The following is a 23249-nucleotide window of genomic DNA, read 5'->3' as shown; positions in this document are numbered from 1 at the left end:
TCAACCTCAACTCGTGGATCATAGCGCCACTACCGCGAAGCGGTTTAGTCCATGGCTGGTTAACAGACCGCGTTGTCGATGTAAATGACGATACACTCTTAAAGGCACAGGTCACTTCAAGACTTTATCCTAATGGATTCTCGGGCGGTCATTTTATTGATGTCATTTTGCGGCAGACAGTCTGGGCGACTTCATTCGAGCATGGTTAGCGTGGATCAAAGGCTCATTGCAGCAATTAGCTTGCATTGTAAAATGCAGCATATAACTCAGTCGCATTAGCAAATTTCTGCGATATTACGGCCAAAGGCCGATTACTACACTCATAACTCGTTGTAAATTCAGCGCTCGTTCAGGCTCATACTACATTGGCTAAGGCTCAATTTTGCCAGCCGATTCATTTGATAGTATGATCGCGCACTATAAGCAGTTCAATAGCCGTAATATGTATCCTCAGCACAAGACGCATTCAGCATGAAACCAACAAGCGGGCTGTATAAAAACATAGGTTTTTCATAGCGTTAGTGACGCCGTCTTGGTGAGAAGTAGCAGGCTATTGAGTAACTTGAAAGAATTGGCGGGCCTCCCCGCATTGCAAGGTGGTGAACCTGGTCAGATCCGGAAGGAAGCAGCCATAACTATTACTGCAAGTGCCGGGGGCAAGGCTCGCCTCCTTATTCGAAGCTGGAGTGACAATGAAAAAGATCTGTGCACTGATCGGTTTGATATTGTTAAATGGAAATGTGTGGGCCATAGATGGTGTTTCCGCAGAGATTGGAAGTGGCGATAAAACCAATATGGCGCGTGTCGGCGCCCAATGGGATTGGGAAAAGAAGTGGTTTACCGATGGCAACTGGTTGGTGACTGGCTATTGGGAAGCTTCAGCTGGACGTTGGAATGGCCGAAACAATGCGGGCAATGACTACAACATTACTGATGTCGGTTTTACTCCAGTGTTTCGCCTGCAACAAAAAAATCTTTCCGGCATAGCGCCATATCTGGAAGCAGGGATTGGAGTTCATCTAATTTCGGATATTCATATCAATGCCGACCGTAGATTTAGTACTGCTTTTCAATTCGGTGATCATTTCGGTGCAGGCTTGCGTTTCGGTGATCGGCAACAGTTCGATCTGGGCTATCGTTTTCAGCATCTATCTAATGGTTCCATTAAGCAACCGAACCCAGGCATTAATTTTAGCCAAATCCGCCTTGCCTACCATTTTTGAGATAACATAAATTTTGTCAGTAACTTCCGTTCTTGCGCGCAAATGGCGACCTAAGATCTTCGCGCAGTTGGCGGGGCAGGAGCATGTCGTGCAGGCACTAAGCAATGCGCTGACACAAAACCGTTTACATCACGCCTATTTGTTCACTGGCACGCGCGGCGTGGGCAAAACCACAATCGCGCGCATTTTTGCAAAATCCCTGAATTGTGTCAGCGGCATTACCGCCACACCGTGTGGAATTTGTAACGCTTGCATGGAAATCGACAGTGGACGTTTTGTTGATCTTATTGAATTGGATGCGGCGTCTAATACAGGCATTGATAATATGCGCGAAGTACTAGATAACGCGCAATATCTGCCAACTTTGGGACGCTACAAAGTTTATTTGATTGACGAAGTACATATGCTTTCCAAAGCAGCTTTTAACTCGATGTTAAAAACACTGGAAGAGCCACCCGAGCACGTCAAATTTATTCTTGCCACCACTGATCCGCAAAAAATCCCCATCACTGTATTGTCGCGCTGCTTGCAGTTCAATCTGAAACAACTGCCGCCCGCGTTAATTGTTACTCACCTAGAGTATGTGTTGGGGCAAGAGAACATCACGTTTGAAATCGCTGCGCTAGCATTGTTGGCGCGTGCGGCACAAGGCAGTATGCGCGATGCACTAAGCCTGTTAGATCAAGCTATTGCCTACTCCGATTCCAGCATCGATGAGGCGACGGTCCGTAATATGTTAGGCGCAATTGACCAGAGTTATCTATATGACGTGTTGCAAGCTTTGCTGTTGCGGGACGGAGTCAGTTTACTGCGTATTGCTGACGATATGCAGAGTCGCAGCTTGGCCTTTGATGTTGCCTTGCAGGATTTGGCGACTCTGTTGCACCGTGTTGCTCTGGCGCAGACAGTGCCGCAAGCCATCGCGGAAGATGAGCCGGAGCGAGTACGCTTACTGGAACTGGCACAAAGCTTTAGCGCAGAGGAAATTCAGTTGTATTATCAGATTGCCATACACGGGCGTAATGAAATTGATCTTGCGCCCGATGAATATGCTGGTTTCACCATGACGTTGTTGCGCATGTTGGCATTTAGACCAGCTGGCGCTAAGACGCCGTCTGAACAGCGCACGGCTGAAGTAATGGCGCCACCGGTAGCTCAGGCTGCTACGGTACCTGCGCCACAGCCGCAGCAGAAAGTGCAACCTGTTCAGCCTGTTCCACAGCCAGCCAACCCAGTAACAAGCACTTCTTCGACTCTTGATTGGGGTACATTATTGTCGCAACTGAATGTACAAGGTATGGCGCGCGAATTGGCGAAGCATTGCACACTGGAAAATTTTGTTGATGGGCGGTTAACTTTAGTTTTAGCGTCGCAACACAAACATTTGTTGACCAATAAAATGGCCCAGGAAAAATTACAGACTGCCCTTGCCGACTATTTCGTCCAGCCAGTGCGGCTGGTGGTTATGTTAGGTGAGAACACTATGGCCACTCCAGCCGCAGTCGAACAGAAAGTGAAGCAAACACGAAAGCAACAGGCGATTGAGGCCATTACGCAAGACCCATTCGTGCGTGAGACGCAGACACAGTTGGACGCACAGATACTTGAAGAAACCATTAAATCAATACAATAAGCCAAGGAGGATAGATACATGATGAAGGGCGGATTAGCTGGGATGATGAAACAAGCCCAGCAAATGCAACAGAACATGAAAAAGGCGCAGGACGAGCTGGCTACAGTCGAAGTGGAAGGTCAAGCCGGTTCCGGCATGGTGAAAGTAGTTATGACTTGTGCACATGATGTGCGCCGCGTGATGTTGGATAGCAGCCTGTTATCAGACGATAAGGAAATGCTGGAAGATTTGATCGTGGCGGCAATGAATGATGCTATGAAACAAGCGGCAGCAGTATCGCAGCAAAAAATGAGTGGTTTCTCAGCGGGAATGAATTTGCCGCCTGGCATGAGTTTACCGTTCTGAAAACCATTATGTTTATAGTACTGGGATGAACTCGCTTTCCAGTTTGGAAGAAATGATAGCAGCCTTGCGCTGTCTGCCAGGTGTTGGACCGAAATCTGCCCAACGAATGGCATATCACTTGTTGCAACGCGACAAGCCAGGCGCATTGAGGCTATCACGAGCGCTTGGCCATGCTGTGGAAAGCATCCATCATTGTGTCAAGTGTAATAATTTTTCTGAAGAAGAAATTTGCGCCTTATGCCGTTCGCCCAAACGAGACGCTAGCCTGCTGTGCGTGGTGGAAATGCCAGCAGACTTGCTAATGATGGAGCAGGCGCAGTGCTATCGCGGCATGTATTTTGTACTAATGGGGCGGCTTTCTCCATTGGATGGCATCGGCCCACGTGAACTGCACCTTGAGCGGCTAGTAAAGCGGGCACAGGAAAAAACATGTGAAGTGATACTCGCCACAAATTTCACCGTAGAAGGTGATGCCACTGCACACTACATTACGATCTTGCTATGTGCGCAGGGCATCAAAGTGTCGCGCATCGCGCGCGGGCTGCCAGTGGGTGGCGAACTGGAACATGTGGATAGCGGCACACTGGCGCAAGCCGTGCTTGAAAGGCGAGAGGTTACGGGATGAACGAGCAGACAACGCAACAAGAAACACAACAAGGCGAGCGCTTGCAGAAGGTATTGGCTCAAATTGGCTTGGGCTCCCGTCGTACTATGGAAGAATGGATTTCCGCTGGGCGCATAACGGTGAACGGAGAAGTAGCGACGCTGGGTATGCGTGTGACCGAGGACGATGTGGTACGTGCCGATAAGCGCATTGTTCACTTTAAAAAAAATAGCGACAGTCTGCCGCGTGTATTGCTGTATCACAAGCTAGAAGGTGAGATTGTTAGTCGCGATGATCCAAAGAAACGTGCAAACGTGTTCGACAAATTACCTAAGTTGCGTAGCATGAAATGGATTGCCATTGGACGACTCGATTTTAATACCAGTGGACTCTTGATATTTACCACCTCTGGTGATCTGGCTAACCGTCTAATGCACCCACGCTTTGAGGTGGAGCGCGAATACGCTGCGCGCGTGCAGGGCAGCATGACCGATGAGCAAATGCAGCAGATGGTAAAGGAAGGAATCACCTTGGAGGACGGTCCGGTGAAGTTCGAGAGGCTTATCGATGAAGGAGGTGAGGGTTACAACCACTGGTATCGCCTGATGTTGAAGGAAGGACGCAATCGCATTGTGCGTCGTACCTTCGATGCGTTAGGTTTGCCGATTAGCCGTTTAATACGTGTGCGCTTTGGAATTGTTAACCTGCCGCCTCGCTTGAAACGAGGCGAACTGGCTGAGCTTGGTACAGGAGAGGTGAGTCAAATTCTTGACTGGGTGAGCATGGAATCCAAACCTGTCACGGAAAATGTCTCTGAATCGACTGGAAGCAAGGCTGGAAAATTTGATAATGGGATTATGGACACAGGACATAAAAACCGAAAATCAGGCACTGGCATGAGTACCGCTCCTCGTGGCAAGGCAGACGCACGTCGTAGCGTAACACAGTTTAAAAATAGAGTGCGTACCTGAAGAAATAGACGCCGAGTTCCAATTCTTCATTGCATATATTTGGAGTTGACAGGAAGTATCCATGCAACGGCAATTCAATCTTCAACCTTCTGTTTATTTGACGATCGTATTGGTTGCTTCACACAGCACTGCGCTCGCAGTTCTGGCTCCATTGGCTTTACCTATATGGACGAGGACACTACTGGCCTTGCTTGTGATGGCCAGCCTGTTGTATCACTTATGGCATGATGCCTGGTTATTAGCGCGATCCTCTAACAAAACTTTGCTACTGGACGGAGACGTAATCCAGTTGGTTGCGCGCAATGGGGATCAAATCACCGCACAGGTATTGACCGACAGCCTGGTTACTCCTTTTATCACCATACTGAATGTGTTGCCGCAAGGGGCGTACTTTGCGCGGAGCGTAATCATCCTGCCGGACAGCCAGGATACTGATTCTTTCCGGCAGTTACGCGTGTGGCTCAGGTGGGGAAGTTAATTTTTTACCCAAGTATCCAATGGCTTACTTTTACCTAGTCGCCAGTCGAACTAAAAAAATCGTAGTGAAAATTTAGTTGAGCAAGGGTAAGTTTTAACGATTTTGCAGGTAACAGTTTTGTATTGCCCAAAAGAAAGAGGCAAAATATCCACTGCCCAGCTAAATTTGCAGCGTATTTTCTTTAATACCCAACAGGCTGCAAACGCAGTAACTCACCCCAACAGATGGAAGGTTGGTCAGGACTCCCTGACACAAGCTACTACAAGCACCTTCCAGTTTCAGTTCCATTATTTATGGCAAGTCATCAATACGTGCATAACAGGGATGCACCATTTAAGAAATTGCCATAATTAAATAATGAGTTCTTATTCAAGATTTCATTTTTTATGATTCGCTATCCACTCATTTGCTCGTCGCTGCGCTTCTTCAACTGCGGATGGTGTCAAGTACGATTCCGCAACCTCTAGCCCATCTTTTGCATTCTCGTCACCATCTACAGCAGCAATGCTAAACCATTTATATGCCTCAATAAAATCCTGTTGAACATCATTGTCTGGTGTATGTACTTCCCCTAAAAGCAATAATGCCACCTTGAATTGTGCCGCCACATCTCCCTGTTCTGCAGCCTTGCTCATCCAAAATATAGCTTGCAGGTAGTCCCGTGGAACACCATCGCCATTTGAGTACATAAATCCTATCGTATATTGCGCTTCCGCATCTCCTTGCTTTGCAGCCATAAGGAACCAGTTTGCAGCCTTCTGGTAGTCCTGTTCAACACCCTGACCCTGTTCATACATAAATCCCAGATTACTTTGAGCTAATACGTTCCCTTGTTCAGCGGACTTGGTCCACCAAGACACAGCCTGCTGCTCATCTTTAGTGACGCCTTGCCCCCCCTCGTACATGAGTCCTAAATAGAACTGTGCCTCCGCGTGTCCTTGCTCAGCGATTTTTTTGAATAATTCTGCCGCTTTGGTGTAATTCTTGTTAGCGACAAACATCATTCCTTCCTTAAAATCTTCAGCTAAATCTGGGTGTGTTAGCGCTACCATATTACGCCTATCACTATAAATATCTGCATAATTTCTCTCTCTATATAATAGGTTACAAATTTAAAAACAAAAATTTAGCTTTTATTAAGCTGTATTATCCATCCACACGCAGCTGCATGACACTGCCCCCACTCTTGCTAAATTTGCCTATTCTTCTTACCGCGCAATCGCAGACCGTCGCATGCTGTCTTGGGATGCTCTAGTTACTTAATAACTAACGCACCTCTGCTATTATAAAACACAAAGTGTTCGAATTAACCATGTCATCAGCTCAGTGTTAGCGCAAAGTAAAAATGTCCGCTGTTTAAAAAGTCGAAATATCCGCTATCTGTCAAAGAAATTTATGCCTTCATGGTTGTAAGCGCGGAAGTGCTGCACTTACAACCACTCGATAGCATATAGCCTTCACACCGAGACAAGGTACGCTCACCATGCTAAAGCCGCAGCCAAGAGGCTTGGAGGAGCGCCTCCCAATACAGAAGTTCCTACTTAGCACTAACCTTGAACAAGGCTGTAGTTTGACCTTTTGTATGGGTTGGGGTATTCTGCGCGGCCTTTAGGAGAGATGGCCGAGTGGTCGAAGGTACTCCCCTGCTAAGGGAGCGTAGGGTTTATAGCCTTACCGAGGGTTCGAATCCCTCTCTCTCCGCCAGGATATCAATTTTAAAACAGTTTTGCGCCCGTAGCTCAGATGGATAGAGTACTTGGCTACGAACCAAGGGGTCGGGCGTTCGAATCGCTCCGGGCGCACCAGTACTGACAACGGGTTAGATCACAAACGATCTAACCCGTTTTCTTTTATGACTTCTATGGCTACCCCCATGTGTACACCAGAAAATTGCTATGCACTTAATACTGCGTCAGCAAGAACCTTTGCCTCACACCTTCATAATGTCGTTTATTGCAAATCCAGAATAATATTCTGTTCGAATTTCAACCCATACAAAACCTGATTATCTCCACACTCGTGTGCATGGTGACATGCGTTGCGCGCAAATCGCGGTAGTGTCCAGTACGGACGCCCTCCCACCAGGTAGACTTGCTTGCTGGAATGACTGCGGGTATCGGCGGTTCTGCTTTTGGGTTACCGATGATTTGAGTCAGGCGAGGAAAGCCTGTTTCGGGTAGACGGTTCATATGATACCGACCTACTTTGGATAGTAAATTCGCTAGTGCCAAGCACCATTTTTAGGGTGCTTCGGGCTACTTAATGTCGGGGGCTGATTTTTTGGCTTCGATGATGGTGTCGCGCCATGTCAAGGGTTCTAGCACTAAGCCAAATTCATCTCCGATCGACTTTAAAATTTGAATGGCTTCGGGTGTATTTTCAGAAGGGGTATCCTCAGTCGCAGGCATCGTTATCCCGCTCCTATTTAAAATGCGTCCTACACGAATCGCCATTTCAACAGCGGCATCATGTCGCGCATCAGCAAGTTTTTTAGCTCTTTGTAATCGGTTAATAGCAGTTTCGGCTGCTTCAATGTAAGGAACTAACTCCCTAATCTTGTCACGGCTATCCAAGACATCGGCATCAACGCCGAACATGATATCCAAATCATGGGACAGCTTGCTGAGGCAATTGTCCGCTTTGTTGAGCGTGTTCAATAAGTCTTTTCGCTCTGCCTTTAACTCCTCATTTGTAAGTCCTTTTCTAAGCCATAACATCATTGAAATTGCACTTTCCGCTTCTGTAATCAAGTTGTATACCCATGAATCGGCAGGGTGGTCGAAAGCCGGATCAGCCACTGCGGTCATATCAGGATAAAATCCCCTAAGCTGCTTACAAAGCCGTTCGTTTAGCGCCTCCCACTCTACTTCATTAAAATGTTGATTCTTGCACTCTCCTCCAGAATCGCGTCGTCGCTTTGCAGTCGGCATACAGCTCCCCTTTTGTTTACCCTTGAATCAGAAGATCGTATCGACCGGACAAGGGAATCCGGCTATCACTTCGTGTTACCTTGCGAAACAACGCATCATGCGTTTGCAGGCAGCATTTATGCACAATGCACATTGTTGCGTTCGTAGAGAGCAAACCATACATCTTGCAACTACCGCAATCAATCCTTGGCGTACAGTGACAGGCCATGTGCTCGCCCTTCGGGCCGAGTAGAATCAATTCATTAGGATGATGCTGGACTTTACCGCACCTTACTGAATATTCACATTACAATTGCAGCCCGAATTTGCAGCGGTTTCATTTTTGTAGCTTTTCTGCACCACAAACAAAAAATATAAACACATGGCCATCAAGAAATCCGACCTCTATTCTTCCCTCTGGGCTTCTTGCGACGAACTACGCGGCGGCATGGATGCCAGCCAATATAAGGACTACGTCCTGTTCATGCTGTTTATCAAATACGTCTCCGATAAATACGGCGACTACGATGGTTTTGAGCCGCCGGTCAATATTCCGAAGGGTGCCAGCTTCAAGGACATGGTCGCCCTCAAGGGCAAGGACGACATCGGCGACAAAATCAACACCCAGGTCATCCAGCCGCTGATCGACGCCAACCAACGCCTCGCGCGCAGCGATTTCCCCGACTTCAACGACTCGAACAAACTCGGCGACGGCGCGCAGAAGGTCGAGAAGCTCGGCAACCTCATCGCCATCTTCGAGAATCCCGCGCTCGATTTCTCGAAGAACCGCGCAGAGAATGACGATATTCTCGGCGACGCCTACGAATATCTCATGCGGCACTTCGCCAGCCAGAGCGGCAAGAGCAAGGGCCAGTTCTACACCCCGTCCGAAGTCAGCCGCATCATGGCCAAGGTCATCGGCATCACGCCGGCCAACTCCATCGCCGCCACCACCGCCTACGACCCCACTTGTGGTTCCGGCTCGCTGCTGTTAAAGGTCGCTGCCGAGGCGGGCAAGCACATCACCCTTGAAGGGCAGGAGAAGGACGTGACCACCGCCGGTCTCGCCCGCATGAACATGATCCTGCACGACTTCCCGACCGCCAACGTGCTCTCCGGCAACACGCTCTACGATCCCAAGTTTAAAGACGGCGAGCAGCTCCGCACCTACGACTACGTCGTCGCCAATCCACCCTTCTCGGACAAGACCTGGTCTACCGGCCTCACGCTGGGAGAAGGCGGCAGTGGTGACAACCACCAGCGCTTCACCTGGGGCGTGCCGCCGAAGAAACAAGGTGACTATGCCTACCTGCTGCACATCATTCGCTCCTTGAAGAATAACGGCAAAGGCGCCTGCATTCTGCCGCACGGCGTCCTGTTTCGGGGCAATGCGGAAGGCATCATCCGCCAGCAACTTGTCCGCTCCGGCACCCTCAAGGCCATCATCGGCTTGCCGGCCAATCTTTTTTTCGGCACCGGCATCCCGGCCTGCATCCTGGTGCTGGACAAGGAAAACGCCACCGCCCGCAAGGGCATCTTTATGATTGATGCCTCCAAGGGCTTCAAGAAGGATGGCCCGAAAAACCGCCTGCGCGAACAGGACATTCACAAAATTGTGGACACCTACACCCGACAGGATGAAAGCGATCCGCGCTACGCCCGCATGGTGTCGATCGCGGAAATCGCCGACCCCAAGAATGACTACAACCTTAACCTCCCGCGCTACATCGACAGCACCGAACCGGAGGACTTGCAGGACATCGACGGCCACCTGCGCGGCGGCATTCCCGAGCGCGACCTCGATGCACTCGGCGACTACTGGAAGATCATGCCGGGACTGCGCACTTCACTCCTTGCGACGTTCATTCCCACTGAAGTAACACTGCCAGCCGGAATGCACGCCGCCTATGCGGAAACCCATTTCTGCAGTTCTGATTCACTCACCGGATGCCCTGGTGAATTTGCCATTATTACGGCCCATGCCACCACAGGCGAGACGTGGACCGACCGGAAAAACGCGGCGGCGGATGACGAACTGGAAAATCTGTTGCGAAAAAAATGCGAATGGGTCCACCGCATCACCGGTTATTCCCCGGCAACGCTCCACGCCGAGCCGGGCTGGACTGCGGCTCTGTCGTTTGAGGAGGCCTGCGATATCGGCACTCACTTCAGTCAGAATGCTATCTACTTCGTGCGCGGCGGGTCGTTATTCGTGAGTCATTGCGACCAACGTAGGAAGCTCCTCGAGATCGGTCCGTTTCATCCACGGCTGCATGTGTCGGCGTGGATGCCATGCGTCCGACCCGGGTACGCCGCGCTGAAGCTCCCTCTGCCTGAGGTAAAGCCCACCATCTTCGGCCATGCCGAGTTCACCGCGTTTAACTCCAAGGCTCAAAAGCTCTTCATCAAATGGCAAGCGGCCGCTATCCCGTTGCTCAAGGGCTTCGCCAAGGACGCCCATCCCAAGCCGCTCATTGCTTCCATCGCCGAGGACCTGCTCGCCACCTTCAAGACCGCGCCGCTGCTCGACGCCTACGATATCTATCAGCACCTCATGGACTACTGGGCCGAGACCATGCAGGACGATTGCTACCTCATCGCCGATGCCGGGTGGAAGGTGGGCGCGTTGCCCCGCGAAATCCGTCAGGTCAAAAACAAGGAGAAAAAACTCGTCTGGCCCGAGAAGGAAGACTTCAAGAAGGGCAAGCGCCGTTTCAAGTCCGACCTCGTCCCCGCCGCTATTCTCATCGCCCGCTACTTCGCCATTGAGCGCGATGCCATCGCCGCCGCCGAAGCTGAACTCGCCGCTTTGGAGCAGCAGCTTGACGAAAAGCGCGACGAACAAAACGACGAAGGAGAATTGTTCCTCGCGGAAGCGAATGAGGCCAACGAGGGCGAGCCGCCGAAAATCACCGCAAAGAGTTTGAAAGCAGCGCTCAAAAAAATTGGCGATGATCCGGAAGAGGCCGAAGCTCGCCAGGCCCTCGAAGAATACACCGTGTTGCTCGACCAACAGGCCGGAGCCAAGGCCAGTCTCAAAGCCGCGCAGGAAGACCTCGAAGCCAAGCTCGACGCCAAATATCCCACGCTTACCGAGGATGACATCCAGACCCTCGTGGTGGACGACAAATGGCTGGCCACCATCGCCTCTGCCGTGCAGGGCGAGCTGGACCGCGTCTCGCAAACCCTCACCGGCCGCATCCGCCAGCTCGCCGAACGCTATGCCACACCGCTGCCCCGGCTTGTGGATGAGGTGGCGGAGTTGGCCAGACGGGTGGAGGGGCACCTCAAGCGGATGGGCTCACGCGGAGACGCGGAGAACGCGGAGGAAAAGCCATGAAAGAATATTTTCCAACGATTTTTCTCCGCGACTCCGCGTCTCCGCGTGAAACTCTGCTCAGGGGGGTGGTATGGAAGTGAAACCACTTCGACAAGGCTCAGTGCAGGCCGGCTATAAAGAGACCGAGGTGAGTGTCATCCCTGACGCGACGCTCGCCAACCGTGGGGACGGACATCTCAAGAAAATGGAAGCGATGGGCTCACGCGGAGACGCGGAGAACGCGGAGGAAAAACCATGAAGGAATATTTTCCAACGATTCTTCTCCGCGACTCCGCGTCTCCGCGTGAAACTCTGCACAGGGGGGCGGTATGGAAGTGAAACCACTTCTACAAGGCTCAGTGCAGGCCGGCTACAAGCAGACAGAGGTGGGCGTCATCCCGGACGCGACGCTCGCCGCCCGTGGGGACGGACATCTCAAGAAAATGGGAGCGATGGGCTCACGCGGAGACGCGGAGAACGCGGAGGTAAAGCCATGAAGGAATATTTTCCAACGGTTCTTCTCCGCGACTCCGCGTCTCCGCGTGAAACTCTGCACAGGGGGGCGGTATGGAAGTGAAACCCGGCTACAAGCAGACCGAGGTGGGCGTCATTCCGGAGGATTGGGACGTATCTTCCGTTGGGTGCGAGTATGAAATCAAACTCGGCAAGATGCTCGACGCGGAAAAGAATGTGGGCGTTTCTAAGCCTTATCTTGGTAACAGGGCGGTCCAATGGGATCGCATCGACATCCGCGATCTCCCAACCGTCCCAATGTCTCGCACTGACCTTGAAAGGTTTCGTCTGCGAAAGGGCGACTTACTCGTGTGCGAAGGTGGAGAAGTTGGGCGCGCTGCGATTTGGGAATCTCCGCTTCAAGAGTGCTACTACCAAAAAGCGCTGCATCGCCTGCGCCCGCTTCGCGGTTTCAATTCACGACTCATGGCTGCATTCCTCCGACGTTGGTCTGATTGCGGTCTGCTCGTCAACTACGTAACCCAGACGAGCATCGCGCACCTTCCCCGGGAAAAGTTCATGGAAGTGCCGATACCAGTTCCTCCACCACCCGAACAACGCGCCATAGCTACAGCGCTGAGCGATGTGGATGGGCTGCTGGACGGGCTGGACCGGCTCATCGCCAAGAAGCGCGACCTCAAACAGGCCGCCATGCAGCAACTCCTCACCGGCCAAACCCGCCTCCCCGGCTTCCACGGCGAGTGGGAGGTGAAGCGGTTGGGGGATGTGCTAATCCGGTTGGCAAACGGTGCATTGTATCAACCGTCAAATTCAACTGGTTTACCAGTAACTCGGATAGAAACCATCGCAGACGGAACGATTGACATGTCTCGTGTGGGTTACGGGGCACGAACCTCTGAACTCGAAGAATACCGGATGCTGTGTGGAGACATCCTATTCAGTCACATCAACAGCGTGGACCATATCGGCAAGGTCGCGATCTACAGTGGAGAACCACCGCTCTATCACGGGATGAATTTGCTACTCTTAAGGGTCGGCAGTTCACTGAATAGCCAATTCTTGTTCTATTGGCTTGGGTCGCGCAAAGGTCGGAATAAGGCGATGTCGCTTGCCAGACAGGCGGTCAGCCAAGCGAGTATCAACACCAGCGATTTGAAGCGTGTTGAAATTCCGCTTCCACCCCTCCCCGAACAAGCCGCCATCGCCGAAGTGCTGACGGAGATGGACGCGGAGTTGGCGGGGCTGGAGCAGCGGCTGGAAAAGACCCGCGCCCTCAAGCAGGCCATGATGCAGGAACTTCTCACCGGCAGGACACGACTGGTTGCACGCGGAGGCGCGGAGTACGCAGAGGGACGGAGTGCACGGAGGCAGAAGACATGAAGGAACTGGATGACATCACGGAGGCGATTGTGGATGCGGCGCTCAAGATTCATATGGGACTGGGGCCGGGACTGCTGGAGTCGGTCTATGAAGTCGTGCTGGCGAGGACCTTGGAGCGACGCGGCTTTCGGGTCGAGCGACAGAAGGTTATCCGCTTTGAATACGATGGAATGGTTTTCGAGGAAGGTTTCCGCACTGACCTGCTCGTCGAGGGCTGCGTGGTCGTAGAACTCAAGTCTGTGGAGAAGCTCGCTGCCGCCCATAGCAAGCAGGTCCTCACCTATCTCCGACTGATGCATCTTCAGGTTGGCCTGCTCATCAACTTTGGAGCCGCAACACTCAAAGAAGGCCTCCACCGCATTGTCAACAATCTCCCCACCTCCGCGTCTCCGCGCCTCCGCGTGAACCATCCGTCCAAGGATTCCAATGCCTGAACAACCCCGCTCCGAACGCAAAACACAGAACCGCGTCATCGCCCTGTTCACGGACAAGACCCGACCCGATTGCCTTGGCTACGATTACCTCGGCGAGTGGCACAAGCGTGTCAACAACCGCTGCATCGAGGTGGAATTGCTCCGTGCGAACCTGAAGCAGCGCGGCTACTCAGAGGCACACATTTCCGCCGCCCTGCAAAAGCTGATGGCCGCTGCGGACGCCACCGGCATCACCCTCTATCAGGCCAACCTGCGCACCTACCAATTGCTGCGCTACGGCGTGTCGGTGCAAATCGCCGCCGGGAAACCTCATGAAACGGTGCATCTGGTTGATTGGGAGCACCCGAAGAACAACGATTTCGCCCTTGCCGAGGAAGTGACCTTGCGCGGCGGCTATGAACGGCGACCTGACCTTGTCCTCTATCTGAACGGCATCGCTGTTGGTGTCATCGAGCTGAAGCGCAGTTCGGTCGAGATCGGGGATGGCGTGCGCCAGCTCATCACCAATCAGGAGGAGATTTTTAACAAGGGATTCTTCAGCACCGTGCAACTACTCTTCGCCGGCAGCGATTCGCAAGGGTTGCGCTATGGCACGGTCACGACCAAAGAGGAGTTCTTCGTCGAATGGAAGCCCCGGGAGAACGCCAACGGTCAAGCAGTGTGCAAGTCATTTATGGTTCAGGAGGCCGGCGCTCACTACAGCGTCGCGGGCGCATTGCTGGACCGGCCACTGGCAGAGTTGTGCGAGAAGTCTCGCCTGCTCGACCTGATTCGTAACTTCATCATTTTCGACAACGGCATCAAGAAGGTGCCGCGACCGCATCAGTTCGCGGGCGTAAAGGCGGCACAGGAACGCATCCGCAAACGCGAGGGCGGCGTGATCTGGCACACCCAGGGCAGCGGCAAAAGCATTCTCATGGTACTGCTCGCCAAGTGGCTGCTGGAACACGACCCCGAGGCCCGCATTCTCGTCGTCACCGACCGCGACGAACTGGATAAGCAGATTGAGGGCGTGATGAAAAACGCCGGGGTTATCGGTGAGAGCTCGCCTTCACCCCGCATCCAGAACCGGGCGGAGTTTGTCGCCAAGCTCGGCGCCACCGCGCCCCGGCTGCTGTGCGCGCTTATCCACAAGTTCGATCCCGCCGACCTCAAAGGCGAGCCGCCCCCTGTGCATGGCCAGTTCTACGTGTTCGTAGATGAATGTCACCGCACCCAGGGCGGCGACATGAACCGGCAGATGAAGCGCTGGCTGGAGAACGCGATCTTCAGCGGCTTCACCGGTACTCCTCTGCTCAAGAAGGACGCAACCAAGCTGAGAACTCAGGATATTTTCGGCACCTACATCCACACCTACAAGTTCCACGAGGCCGTGGCGGACAAGGTGGTGCTCGATTTGAAATATGAGGCCCGCGATGTGCCACAACGCCTGACCTCACCGCAGGACATCGAAGACTATTTCGCACTGAAAACCAAAGCGCTGAACAATTTTCAGAAAGCCATCATTCGCAAACGCTGGGCCACGATGGAAGAGCTGATGAGCGCCGAGGAGCGCAAGGCACGCATTGCAGCCAGCATCATCCACGATTTCGACACCAAGCCGCGCCTGAATGATGACCGGGGCACCGCCATTCTCGTGGCCGCGAGCATCTACGACGCCTGCCACTATTTCCGCATCTTCCAGAACAAACCCTTCGGCGAGTTTTGCGGCATCATCACTTCGTTCGAGCCGAACCACAACGCCATCTCACGCGAACCGGCCAATAGCGACGAACGCTACAAGTTCGACACCTACACGAAGCACGTCCTCAAGAGCGGCCAAACGACTAAAGTCTACGAGGACGAAGCCAAGCGCCGCTTCATCGAGGAACCCGCCAACATGAAGTTGCTGATTGTGGTGAGCAAGCTACTGACCGGCTTCGACGCGCCGAGCTGCACCTACATTTACCTCGATAAAGAGCTGCACGATCACAACCTCTTCCAGGCCATCTGCCGCACCAACCGGCTCGACGGTGACGACAAGGACTACGGCCACATAGTGGATTTCAAGAGGCTGTTTGATGACGTGCAGGAGGCCATCGCAGTTTATAGCTCCGACGAGCTGGACATTGATCAGGGTAACGGTGGCAGCAACAACGTCGAACTGAAAGACTGGCTCAAAGAAGGAAAGAAACAGCTCGATGCCGCCCGCGAGGCGCTCCGCTACCTGTGCGAGCCGGTGCCGCTAGCGCGTGAGATGGAGCAGTTCCTGCACTATTTCTGCGGTGACGCGGCCAATTCTCAGGCGTTGACGGATACGGAGCCATTGCGCATCACGTTCTACAAGTCTGTGGCCACCTTCGTGCGTGCCTATGCCGACATCGCGCAAGACCTCACCGAGGCGGGTTACTCCGATGCCGAGGCAGCCGCGTTGCAGAAGGAGGTGGAGTTTTACGGCGAAATGCGCAAACAAATCAAAATGCACTCGGGCGAGGAGCTGGACATCAAGCCCTACGAGGCCGACATGCGGCGCCTGTTAAACACTTATATCCAGGCCGATCCGGCGGCGGACGTGGGCAATCTCAATTCGCTCTCGCTCACGGAGCTGATCATCGAGACCGGTATCCATGATGCCATTGCCCGCAAGCTGAATGAAAAAGGCAAACTCTCGAAGAATGCCATCGCCGAGGGCATCATCAACAATGTCCGCAAGACCATCATCCGCGACCAGCTGACCGATCCAAGGTTTTATGCGGAGATGTCGAAGCTGCTGGACGACCTCATCAAACAAAGCCGGGAAGATGCCGCTGCCTATGAGGTATTCCTGAAGAATGCCGAAGAACTCGTGAAACGCATGGCGCGGAAAGACCACGGCCCCGGTGTGCCTGCTGTTCTTCACGACAATCCAGAAGCTATCGTGCTCTTTAACAACCTCGCCAGCATTCCTGCGACGAGCTTTCTTTACCCGGCAGCTGTTGACGCGCAAGCGAAACTCGCGCTCGAACTTGACCGAGCCATGCGCGAGCACGCGCCGGCAGGCTGGAAGGGCGATGACACGAGGGAAAAGCAGGTACTCAATGCCTTGTTTCCCATCATGGCGCGTGACCGTGTAGCGACGCAGGCCATCTTTGAAATTATAAAGAATCAACCCGGCTACTGATGAACGAGACGATACAACTTGGCGAAATTTCAATTCTGGTAACGCGGAAGGCCGTCAAGAACGTCCACCTCTCAGTTCATCCACCGGAAGGCCGGGTGACGCTCGTGGCCCCAAGCGGGACACGTCTGGAGGTCGCCCGTGCCTACGCGATCTCAAAACTGAGCTGGATACGGGCGCAGCAGAAAAAACTGGATAACCAAGCGCGGGAAAGCCCTCGTCAGTTTGTCGAGCGAGAAAGTCACAATCTCTGGGGTCGGCGTTACTTGTTGACTGTGAAATACCACGATGCCAAACCGTTTGTTTTGCTCGACCACAAGCGCATCACGCTGACCGTGCGCCCTGGCTGCGATGCCGAAAAACGCGGCGAGGTGATGCACGAATGGCACAAGTCTCTGCTACATGATGTCGTGCGGCCTCTGATCGCCAAATGGGAGCGGAAGCTAAAGGTGAAAGTAAACGGCTATTTTCTGCAACGGATGAAGACCAAGTGGGGAAGTTGTAATCACAGCGCGGGACATATTCGCCTGAACACTGAACTCGTGAAGAAACCCAAGGATTTATTGGAATATGTGATCGTGCATGAAATGGTTCATCTGATTGAGCCGACTCACAGCGACCGCTTTATCGCAATTCTTGATAAGCATTACCCGTCATGGCGTGAGGCACGCGCTGAACTCAACGAGTTGCCGCTGACGGCGGAGATGTGGAAGGAGTGAGCGCTTGGAAAGTCGTCGAGTAAATATACCCGGTCAACTTTTTCTGCTTAAAATTAAATCAAAATCGGACAGTTTCTTTGCTGCAAGACCGGGCAAATCTATTTATTACGAACATTGTTAGTAGCACGAGCGACAAGGTGACGTAAAATATAAACTCCATTTTGTCTAAAAATTACTGATTAAAAATTATGACCATACGTACTCGTTTCGCGCCTAGCCCCACAGGTTATCTGCATATCGGTGGTGCCCGCACTGCATTGTTCTCTTGGGCTTACGCCCGCAAGCATGGTGGCGCCTTTATCCTGCGGATAGAAGATACTGATGTGGAGCGCTCTACACCTGAGGCGGTGCAAGCCATTCTAGATGGCATGGCCTGGCTTAATCTAAGTTATGACGAAGGCCCGTTCTATCAAATGCAGTCTATGGAACGATATAAAGAGGTGATCCAGCTTATGCTGGTGCAGGGCTTAGCCTATTATTGTTACACCTCGCCAAGTGAGCTGGATGCTATGCGCGAAGCCCAACGTGCAAGCGGTGAAAAGCCACGTTACGATGGTCGCTGGCGTCCGGACACCGGCAAAGTTTTGCCGGAACCACCGGCTGAAACGATGCCAGTGGTACGTTTCAAAAATCCGGCTCAAGGAGTGGTAACGTGGAAAGATTTGGTGAAAGGGCAAATTGAATTTGACAATGAGGAGTTAGACGATCTTGTCATTGCCCGTGCCGATGGAACACCTACCTATAATTTTTGCGTAGTAGTAGATGATTGGGATATGGGCATTACGCACGTGCTACGCGGCGATGACCATGTCAATAATACGCCACGTCAGATCAATATACTCAAAGCATTAGGCGCCAATGTGCCACAGTACGCGCATCTGTCGATGATATTAGGCGATGACGGGCAGAAGCTATCCAAGCGACATGGCGCAGTGAGTGTGATGCAATATGATGAAGATGGTTACTTGCCGGAGGCAGTGATTAATTACTTAGCCAGACTGGGATGGTCACACGGGAATGAGGAGGTCTTTTCGGTGGAGCAGTTTTGCACATGGTTCGATCTTGACCATATCACGCCATCTGCGGCCCAATTTAATACCGAGAAATTAAACTGGCTGAATCAGCATTACATAAAGCAGGCCGATAATGCGCGGCTTGTCGCACTAATACGACCACGCTTGGAAGCACGGGGCGTATTAGTGAGCGCCGAACCTGCATTGGAATCTATCATTGCCCTTTATAAAGAAAGAGTCGTAACTCTCAACGAATTGGCGGATGCAGCTGAAATATTTTATATCGATTTGCACCCCAATCAGGAGTTACTGAGTGCCCAACTGTCTGCTGAAGCGATACCTGCTTTGCAGGAGCTAGCGGAGCGTCTAAAAACTGTAACGTGGGAAGCTGGGGCGATTGGGGCGGTGATCAAGGAAATAATAGGCAAGCATGGCTTGAAAATGCCTAAGTTGGCGATGCCGTTGCGTGTAATGCTCACCGGACAAACCCAGACCCCCTCGGTAGATGCAGTATTAATGTTGTTTTCGCGCGCGGTCGTATTGGCGCGTTTGGCACGACATCTTTAGCACATACCAAGTATTCAGCTTTACAAGGATAGGCTCGATCATTATAATGCGCCCTCATTTTGGGGGTATAGCTCAGCTGGGAGAGCGCTTGCATGGCATGCAAGAGGTCAGCGGTTCGATCCCGCTTATCTCCACCAAAATGGCATCACCAAGCCCTTTAGTCCCCATCGTCTAGAGGCCTAGGACACCGCCCTTTCACGGCGGTAACACGAGTTCGAATCTCGTTGGGGACGCCAAATAAAACAATGGCTTGCAATAAATCAAGCCATTATTCTTCGCACTCTGCCTCGTCAATACTTTCCATTTTTTATTTTCAAACCGACAGTTTTCACCTCATCAGCACTTAATGAATATGCAATTCACAGCGATGTGTGTATTTTTTTATCTAATGAGCGTAAATGTCAACTTATAAGTAAATTTAAGCTACTATTCATAAAAATTATAGATCTTAAGTTGCGGTTTGGAGTGCTGCCCGGACTGCTTGGGAAGTAACCCATGCTGTTCGGACAAAGGGTTACTTACTTCCTCAGAGTTGAGCAAAAGTTTAGCCTTGCGTCATACAAAATGATTGCGCACACGACCAAACGAAAGGCTTTGGTCAGGACTGCAGTTAAAACGACAATGATTTCTATTTGCTGACCGATATTGCCCCATGGACATTGAACCCAGTCGAACAACACCCGATTCGTTTTACCGACGCCTAGTGATCATCGTCATTACGCTGTCGGCGTTGATGCTGCTATGGACGCTATTGCCAGCCATCGAATCACTATGGGTTCCCACTGAAGGTCAGCTCCGCACAGTCACTGCCCGAGGTGATCTGGCCGCCGATGAAAAAAATACGATCGAACTATTCGAAAAAGCCCGCGGATCGGTAGTCTTCATTTCCACCGCTGCTCTGGTACGTGATGCGTGGACACGCAACGTCTTTGCCGTGCCCAAAGGGACAGGCTCCGGCTTTATCTGGGACGAAGCCGGCCATGTAGTTACCAACTATCATGTGATTGAGAATGCCTCTGGTGCCACTGTAAAGTTGGCCGATGGCCGAGACTACAAGGCTGCTTTGATCGGCGCTAGCCCGGCGCATGATATTGCAGTAATGCGCATCGGCGTCGGCTTCAAGCGTCCACCGCCTGTGCCAGTGGGCACCAGCAATGACCTGAAGGTGGGCCAGAAAGTTTTTGCAATCGGTAACCCATTCGGCTTGGACTGGACGCTGACCAACGGCATCATCTCAGCGCTCGATCGTTCATTGGCCGGAAATAGCGGCCCGGCCATTGAACATCTGATCCAGACCGATGCAGCCATAAACCCTGGCAACTCGGGCGGTCCGCTGTTGGACTCGGCGGGTCGGCTCATTGGCATCAATACCGCCATATACAGTCCCAGCGGAGCATCCGCAGGAATCGGCTTTGCCGTTCCAGTGGATACCGTCATGCGCGTGGTGCCACAACTAATTAAGAGCGGTAAGTATATTCGTCCAGCATTGGGTATCGAAACTGATGAACAAATCAACGAGAGATTGAATGCCGTCACTGGCACCAAGGGAGTGGTGGTGCTGCGCGTTCAACCTAGGTCAGCCGCCGAAAAGGCGGGCCTTAAAGACATGACCAAGTCCTCCCAAGGTATGAGTCTTGGCGACATCATCGTGGCAGTCAATGGCAAGGATGTCTATTCAGTACCCAAACTGCTGGCGAGCCTAGATGACCACAAAGTCGGCGATGTGATCCAGCTAACCATAATGCGTCAAGGTAAAAAGCAGAATCTGGCCGTGACTCTGCAACCAGGAAATTAAAGATGACCCGCCTGGAGTGTGATCACTAAAGCGCTATCCATCCATTGGGAAAGCTTAACTAACTCTCCAAAAATACGCCTGCCTCTCACATCTTCCCCAACACTCTTAGCTACTCACCTTTAACCGTTTCGGGACGGGTGAGCTGGATAGTGATGCTATGCTTATCCTTGACGCATCTTCTCATCTTTTTTTATTTTCTTTGCGGCCTTTTTCTCTTTAAGCGTTTTAGCGGGTTCCTTCTTGACTGCCTTTTTACTTTCTTGACCCTTACTCATAGTTTAAGTCCTTGATAATTATTAAATCACAAAGAACAACTCTTCTTCAACTCTTTATTTAAGTAACCTACAGCAGGCTAAAATAGCCTGCATTCCGCAGATATTGGTAACTTAAAAATGTATCTACTTATTTTTTCTTGATTTTTGCACCAGCGACAGCATCTTTCAACTTACTGCCAACTTTGAATTTAACAACATTTTTGGCTGATATCTTTAATTCTTTGCCTGTAGCTGGATTGCGACCTACTCGCGCAGCGCGTGCTTCTACAGCAAACGTACCAAAACCTATTAGCTGAACGTTATCACCTTTTGTTAAAGAAGTTTGAATAGCAGCCGTTAAGCCATTCAACATTTCTTCTATACTGGATTTTGTTTGCTTAGTAGATTTAGCTACCGCATCAATCAATTCTGATTTATTCATGGTATTGACTCTCGTGTGGTTGAAAAGACGGTTAACTGTACCAATTCATAGTCTCAATTACAAGAAATTATCAAAACTACTGATCCTGCAATAACAAATTAATTTGTATAGATTTTGTTGAGTTCATAATTTGAAATGTCATTCGCGCAAAAAATAGAACTTATCTAGAACAGTGCCGACATTTGAACCCAAGCAACTTTCGAGGATTAGTGATTAGTTCCCAAGCGTAGGAAACTGATAAAATCACTGACACTGCCCTTGCAAGTACTGACGCAGCAGCAGTTGGAGTCCATTTTTGTTGCCTACTCGCAAGGACTATTTTGGTCGATATAAACGATAGACATCTTAGATGCATATTCAGGTATTCTATAATCGTTCATAGAATCATTCGATCCCCTCGGCTCTAATAAACTGCTGATCATGTCCGATTATCGCCAAGTGGTAATAATTTTGTAAAGAAAACAATTAAATATATTTATACATTCATAATGTTACCTGATTAGTTACATGCCTCAGCTGCCCGAATGACAGATTCAGGGCATGGGGTTGTAATCGCCGCAGCGCGAACGAGGCGCTTGAGTAGGGTGCCAAGATCGAAGCGGCGGTACTCTCTGGTGCATTGCATGCAGTAATTCAAATTATAGATATTTCGCAATTAAGTTAGAACGCAAGCACAAAATTACATGCAAAGAAACTGGATGACAAAATTGTTTAAGAAACCCCAACTGCGTAAACCAAATGAAACTAAAGTTAAATGTGAATTAATAAGCAAACATCTGTCGAGTACGATTTCTGGGTGTAAAGTTAAGCACAAGCAAAATTTCAAGACTAACGTTGTGGTCTTTTACATGGAGATTTCTGGAGTTGCCAAAGAAATTAAAATAAGCAATCAGTATTTACAGGACTACACACCCATTGAAATTTTTGGCTTCATTAGACAAAAAGAAGTTATAAAAATTATTTCTGCTTATGAAAAAGTTCACATATTGATAAGGGAAGGATATCCCGCAATTAACTATAGATAATCTGAAAATTCAAAGAAGTGGTCTACAGGACAACAGCAAGCTAGTCGTTTACGTGTGTCTGCGCAAAGCCTTCAAAACCTCGCAATATATTCCCTACTTGTCAAATCCCACCTATTTATAAACGCGCTTAACAAATAAATCTGGTTCTTCTGTGTACCATTTTTCAAGGGCTGAATGGGTGTCAAGTGATTCAAAGCACGATGCTGACAATGATGGTTATCAACAGTGTCGAAGTCGTCTCAAGACCTAAACTGAGGCAAAGCGAGTTAGCTCCCCACGCCTCTGGTGCGCCCATTAAAACACTTCACTATGTTATTGGTGAGACTGACCAGGTGGTGACAGACGAGCGTTATACCCATCTCGGCGAACCTGACATCAACACATGCTCGCCTGTGGCGCGTTTATCCTTGCTGGTATAGCGATCCGCGAACTGACTCCCGTTGTCTGTTAGAATCTTTACGAACGGTGTTATGGCCCCACGGGCCGGGGCACTCAAGGTGGCCCGTGAGGCGCTGATTTGATGCGCTG

At 51.0% G+C, this 23249-nt stretch carries 21 protein-coding genes, 4 tRNA genes and 1 other RNA gene; 22 read left to right on the top strand and 4 right to left on the bottom strand.

Annotated elements, in window-relative coordinates; translation table 11 throughout:
* From MJ769_RS03540 to MJ769_RS03505, 8 genes are all read left to right on the top strand, one after another.
* On the top strand, positions 1-209 hold a 209-nt coding region (locus tag MJ769_RS03540; RefSeq protein WP_239234457.1), incomplete at its 5' end, for a hypothetical protein.
* A gap of 364 nt (positions 210-573) precedes the next feature.
* Positions 574-671, top strand: an RNA gene (gene ffs / locus MJ769_RS03535) — signal recognition particle sRNA small type.
* Positions 672-692: 21 nt separating this feature from the next.
* Complete coding sequence (locus MJ769_RS03530) at positions 693-1223, top strand: acyloxyacyl hydrolase (RefSeq protein WP_239234456.1); 531 nt, start codon at positions 693-695, stop codon at positions 1221-1223.
* Between the two features lie 13 nt (positions 1224-1236).
* Complete coding sequence (gene dnaX / locus MJ769_RS03525; RefSeq protein ID WP_239234455.1) at positions 1237-2856, top strand: DNA polymerase III subunit gamma/tau; 1620 nt, start codon at positions 1237-1239, stop codon at positions 2854-2856.
* An 18-nt stretch (positions 2857-2874) separates the two neighbouring features.
* A complete protein-coding gene (locus MJ769_RS03520; RefSeq protein ID WP_239234454.1) occupies positions 2875-3201 on the top strand; it encodes a YbaB/EbfC family nucleoid-associated protein in 327 nt (108 codons plus the stop codon).
* Between the two features lie 25 nt (positions 3202-3226).
* On the top strand, positions 3227-3826 hold the full coding sequence (recR, locus tag MJ769_RS03515; protein WP_239234453.1) for a recombination mediator RecR: 600 nt from the start codon (positions 3227-3229) through the stop codon (positions 3824-3826).
* Positions 3823-4776 carry a pseudouridine synthase gene (locus MJ769_RS03510; protein WP_239234452.1) on the top strand — a complete coding sequence of 318 codons (954 nt, stop codon included), beginning with the start codon at positions 3823-3825 and terminating at the stop codon, positions 4774-4776. Before recR ends, MJ769_RS03510 begins: the two co-directional genes overlap by 4 nt.
* 61 nt (positions 4777-4837) lie before the next feature.
* Positions 4838-5254 (top strand): protein YgfX, encoded by a 417-nt coding sequence (locus MJ769_RS03505; protein ID WP_239234451.1) that lies wholly within the window; start codon positions 4838-4840, stop codon positions 5252-5254.
* 377 nt (positions 5255-5631) lie between these two features.
* Here the strand turns inward: MJ769_RS03505 and MJ769_RS03500 are convergent, their stop codons facing one another.
* Positions 5632-6306: a tetratricopeptide repeat protein gene (locus tag MJ769_RS03500; protein WP_239234450.1), complete on the bottom strand. Its 675-nt coding sequence runs from the start codon at positions 6304-6306 to the stop codon at positions 5632-5634.
* Between the two features lie 559 nt (positions 6307-6865).
* On the opposite strand from MJ769_RS03500, the gene MJ769_RS03495 reads away from it, so the two are divergent.
* Positions 6866-6958, top strand: a tRNA-Ser gene (locus tag MJ769_RS03495).
* Between the two features lie 24 nt (positions 6959-6982).
* A tRNA-Arg gene (locus tag MJ769_RS03490) sits at positions 6983-7059 on the top strand.
* Between the two features lie 180 nt (positions 7060-7239).
* Here the strand turns inward: MJ769_RS03490 and MJ769_RS03485 are convergent.
* The gene (locus MJ769_RS03485; RefSeq protein WP_239234449.1) at positions 7240-7443 is read right to left on the bottom strand and encodes a hypothetical protein; all 204 of its coding nucleotides are present in this window, start codon (positions 7441-7443) and stop codon (positions 7240-7242) included.
* Positions 7444-7509: 66 nt separating this feature from the next.
* Positions 7510-8184, bottom strand: coding sequence for a hypothetical protein (locus MJ769_RS03480; RefSeq protein ID WP_239234448.1), 675 nt, complete (start codon positions 8182-8184; stop codon positions 7510-7512).
* Positions 8185-8545: 361 nt separating this feature from the next.
* On the opposite strand from MJ769_RS03480, the gene MJ769_RS03475 reads away from it, so the two are divergent.
* The 10 genes from MJ769_RS03475 to MJ769_RS03430 all read left to right on the top strand — a co-directional run bounded on the left by MJ769_RS03475 (position 8546) and on the right by MJ769_RS03430 (position 21000).
* Entirely contained in the window at positions 8546-11503 is a 2958-nt protein-coding gene (locus tag MJ769_RS03475) for a DUF3293 domain-containing protein (RefSeq protein ID WP_239234447.1), read from the top strand.
* A gap of 70 nt (positions 11504-11573) precedes the next feature.
* Entirely contained in the window at positions 11574-11741 is a 168-nt protein-coding gene (locus MJ769_RS03470; RefSeq protein WP_239234446.1) for a hypothetical protein, read from the top strand.
* 308 nt (positions 11742-12049) lie between these two features.
* On the top strand, positions 12050-13336 hold the full coding sequence (locus MJ769_RS03465) for a restriction endonuclease subunit S (protein WP_256445676.1): 1287 nt from the start codon (positions 12050-12052) through the stop codon (positions 13334-13336).
* Entirely contained in the window at positions 13333-13770 is a 438-nt protein-coding gene (locus tag MJ769_RS03460) for a GxxExxY protein (protein WP_239234445.1), read from the top strand. Before MJ769_RS03465 ends, MJ769_RS03460 begins: the two co-directional genes overlap by 4 nt.
* Positions 13763-16909, top strand: coding sequence for a type I restriction endonuclease subunit R (locus tag MJ769_RS03455; protein ID WP_239234444.1), 3147 nt, complete (start codon positions 13763-13765; stop codon positions 16907-16909). Before MJ769_RS03460 ends, MJ769_RS03455 begins: the two co-directional genes overlap by 8 nt.
* Positions 16909-17625: a M48 family metallopeptidase gene (locus MJ769_RS03450; RefSeq protein WP_256445675.1), complete on the top strand. Its 717-nt coding sequence runs from the start codon at positions 16909-16911 to the stop codon at positions 17623-17625. Before MJ769_RS03455 ends, MJ769_RS03450 begins: the two co-directional genes overlap by 1 nt.
* Positions 17626-17813: 188 nt before the next feature.
* Positions 17814-19205, top strand: a complete 1392-nt coding sequence (gene gltX, locus MJ769_RS03445) for a glutamate--tRNA ligase (protein ID WP_239234442.1) — start codon at positions 17814-17816, stop codon at positions 19203-19205.
* 61 nt (positions 19206-19266) lie between these two features.
* A tRNA-Ala gene (locus MJ769_RS03440) sits at positions 19267-19342 on the top strand.
* 23 nt (positions 19343-19365) lie between these two features.
* Positions 19366-19441, top strand: a tRNA-Glu gene (locus tag MJ769_RS03435).
* 416 nt (positions 19442-19857) lie between these two features.
* The gene (locus tag MJ769_RS03430; protein WP_239234441.1) at positions 19858-21000 is read left to right on the top strand and encodes a S1C family serine protease; all 1143 of its coding nucleotides are present in this window, start codon (positions 19858-19860) and stop codon (positions 20998-21000) included.
* 402 nt (positions 21001-21402) lie between these two features.
* Here MJ769_RS03430 and MJ769_RS03425 read toward each other — a convergent pair whose 3' ends face one another.
* Positions 21403-21696 (bottom strand): HU family DNA-binding protein, encoded by a 294-nt coding sequence (locus MJ769_RS03425; RefSeq protein WP_239234440.1) that lies wholly within the window; start codon positions 21694-21696, stop codon positions 21403-21405.
* 698 nt (positions 21697-22394) lie between these two features.
* Here MJ769_RS03425 and MJ769_RS03420 point away from each other — a divergent pair.
* Positions 22395-22721 (top strand): hypothetical protein, encoded by a 327-nt coding sequence (locus MJ769_RS03420; protein WP_239234439.1) that lies wholly within the window; start codon positions 22395-22397, stop codon positions 22719-22721.
* 209 nt (positions 22722-22930) lie between these two features.
* A complete protein-coding gene (locus tag MJ769_RS03415) occupies positions 22931-23140 on the top strand; it encodes a serine hydrolase family protein (protein WP_239234438.1) in 210 nt (69 codons plus the stop codon).
* Positions 23141-23249 lie beyond the last annotated feature (109 nt).

The organism is Candidatus Nitrotoga sp. BS, from assembly GCF_927797785.1.
Classification (GTDB): Bacteria; Pseudomonadota; Gammaproteobacteria; order Burkholderiales; family Gallionellaceae; genus Nitrotoga.
This window is presented reverse-complemented; position numbering and strand designations above follow the sequence as displayed.

Bases quoted from the DNA above. Each gene is read 5' to 3' on its own strand.
- gltX (WP_239234442.1), top strand. From the start codon at position 17,814: ATGACCATACGTACTCGTTTCGCGCCTAGCCCCACAGGTTATCTGCAT.
- MJ769_RS03510 (WP_239234452.1), top strand. From the start codon at position 3,823: ATGAACGAGCAGACAACGCAACAAGAAACACAACAAGGCGAGCGCTTG.
- MJ769_RS03455 (WP_239234444.1), top strand. From the start codon at position 13,763: ATGCCTGAACAACCCCGCTCCGAACGCAAAACACAGAACCGCGTCATC.
- MJ769_RS03465 (WP_256445676.1), top strand. From the start codon at position 12,050: ATGGAAGTGAAACCCGGCTACAAGCAGACCGAGGTGGGCGTCATTCCG.
- MJ769_RS03485 (WP_239234449.1), bottom strand. From the start codon at position 7,443: ATGAACCGTCTACCCGAAACAGGCTTTCCTCGCCTGACTCAAATCATC.
- MJ769_RS03520 (WP_239234454.1), top strand. From the start codon at position 2,875: ATGATGAAGGGCGGATTAGCTGGGATGATGAAACAAGCCCAGCAAATG.
- MJ769_RS03470 (WP_239234446.1), top strand. From the start codon at position 11,574: ATGGAAGTGAAACCACTTCGACAAGGCTCAGTGCAGGCCGGCTATAAA.
- MJ769_RS03460 (WP_239234445.1), top strand. From the start codon at position 13,333: ATGAAGGAACTGGATGACATCACGGAGGCGATTGTGGATGCGGCGCTC.
- MJ769_RS03420 (WP_239234439.1), top strand. From the start codon at position 22,395: ATGACAAAATTGTTTAAGAAACCCCAACTGCGTAAACCAAATGAAACT.
- recR (WP_239234453.1), top strand. From the start codon at position 3,227: ATGAACTCGCTTTCCAGTTTGGAAGAAATGATAGCAGCCTTGCGCTGT.
- MJ769_RS03425 (WP_239234440.1), bottom strand. From the start codon at position 21,696: ATGAATAAATCAGAATTGATTGATGCGGTAGCTAAATCTACTAAGCAA.
- MJ769_RS03415 (WP_239234438.1), top strand. From the start codon at position 22,931: ATGATGGTTATCAACAGTGTCGAAGTCGTCTCAAGACCTAAACTGAGG.
- MJ769_RS03430 (WP_239234441.1), top strand. From the start codon at position 19,858: ATGGACATTGAACCCAGTCGAACAACACCCGATTCGTTTTACCGACGC.
- MJ769_RS03505 (WP_239234451.1), top strand. From the start codon at position 4,838: ATGCAACGGCAATTCAATCTTCAACCTTCTGTTTATTTGACGATCGTA.
- MJ769_RS03500 (WP_239234450.1), bottom strand. From the start codon at position 6,306: ATGGTAGCGCTAACACACCCAGATTTAGCTGAAGATTTTAAGGAAGGA.
- MJ769_RS03475 (WP_239234447.1), top strand. From the start codon at position 8,546: ATGGCCATCAAGAAATCCGACCTCTATTCTTCCCTCTGGGCTTCTTGC.
- MJ769_RS03530 (WP_239234456.1), top strand. From the start codon at position 693: ATGAAAAAGATCTGTGCACTGATCGGTTTGATATTGTTAAATGGAAAT.
- MJ769_RS03450 (WP_256445675.1), top strand. From the start codon at position 16,909: ATGAACGAGACGATACAACTTGGCGAAATTTCAATTCTGGTAACGCGG.
- MJ769_RS03480 (WP_239234448.1), bottom strand. From the start codon at position 8,184: ATGCCGACTGCAAAGCGACGACGCGATTCTGGAGGAGAGTGCAAGAAT.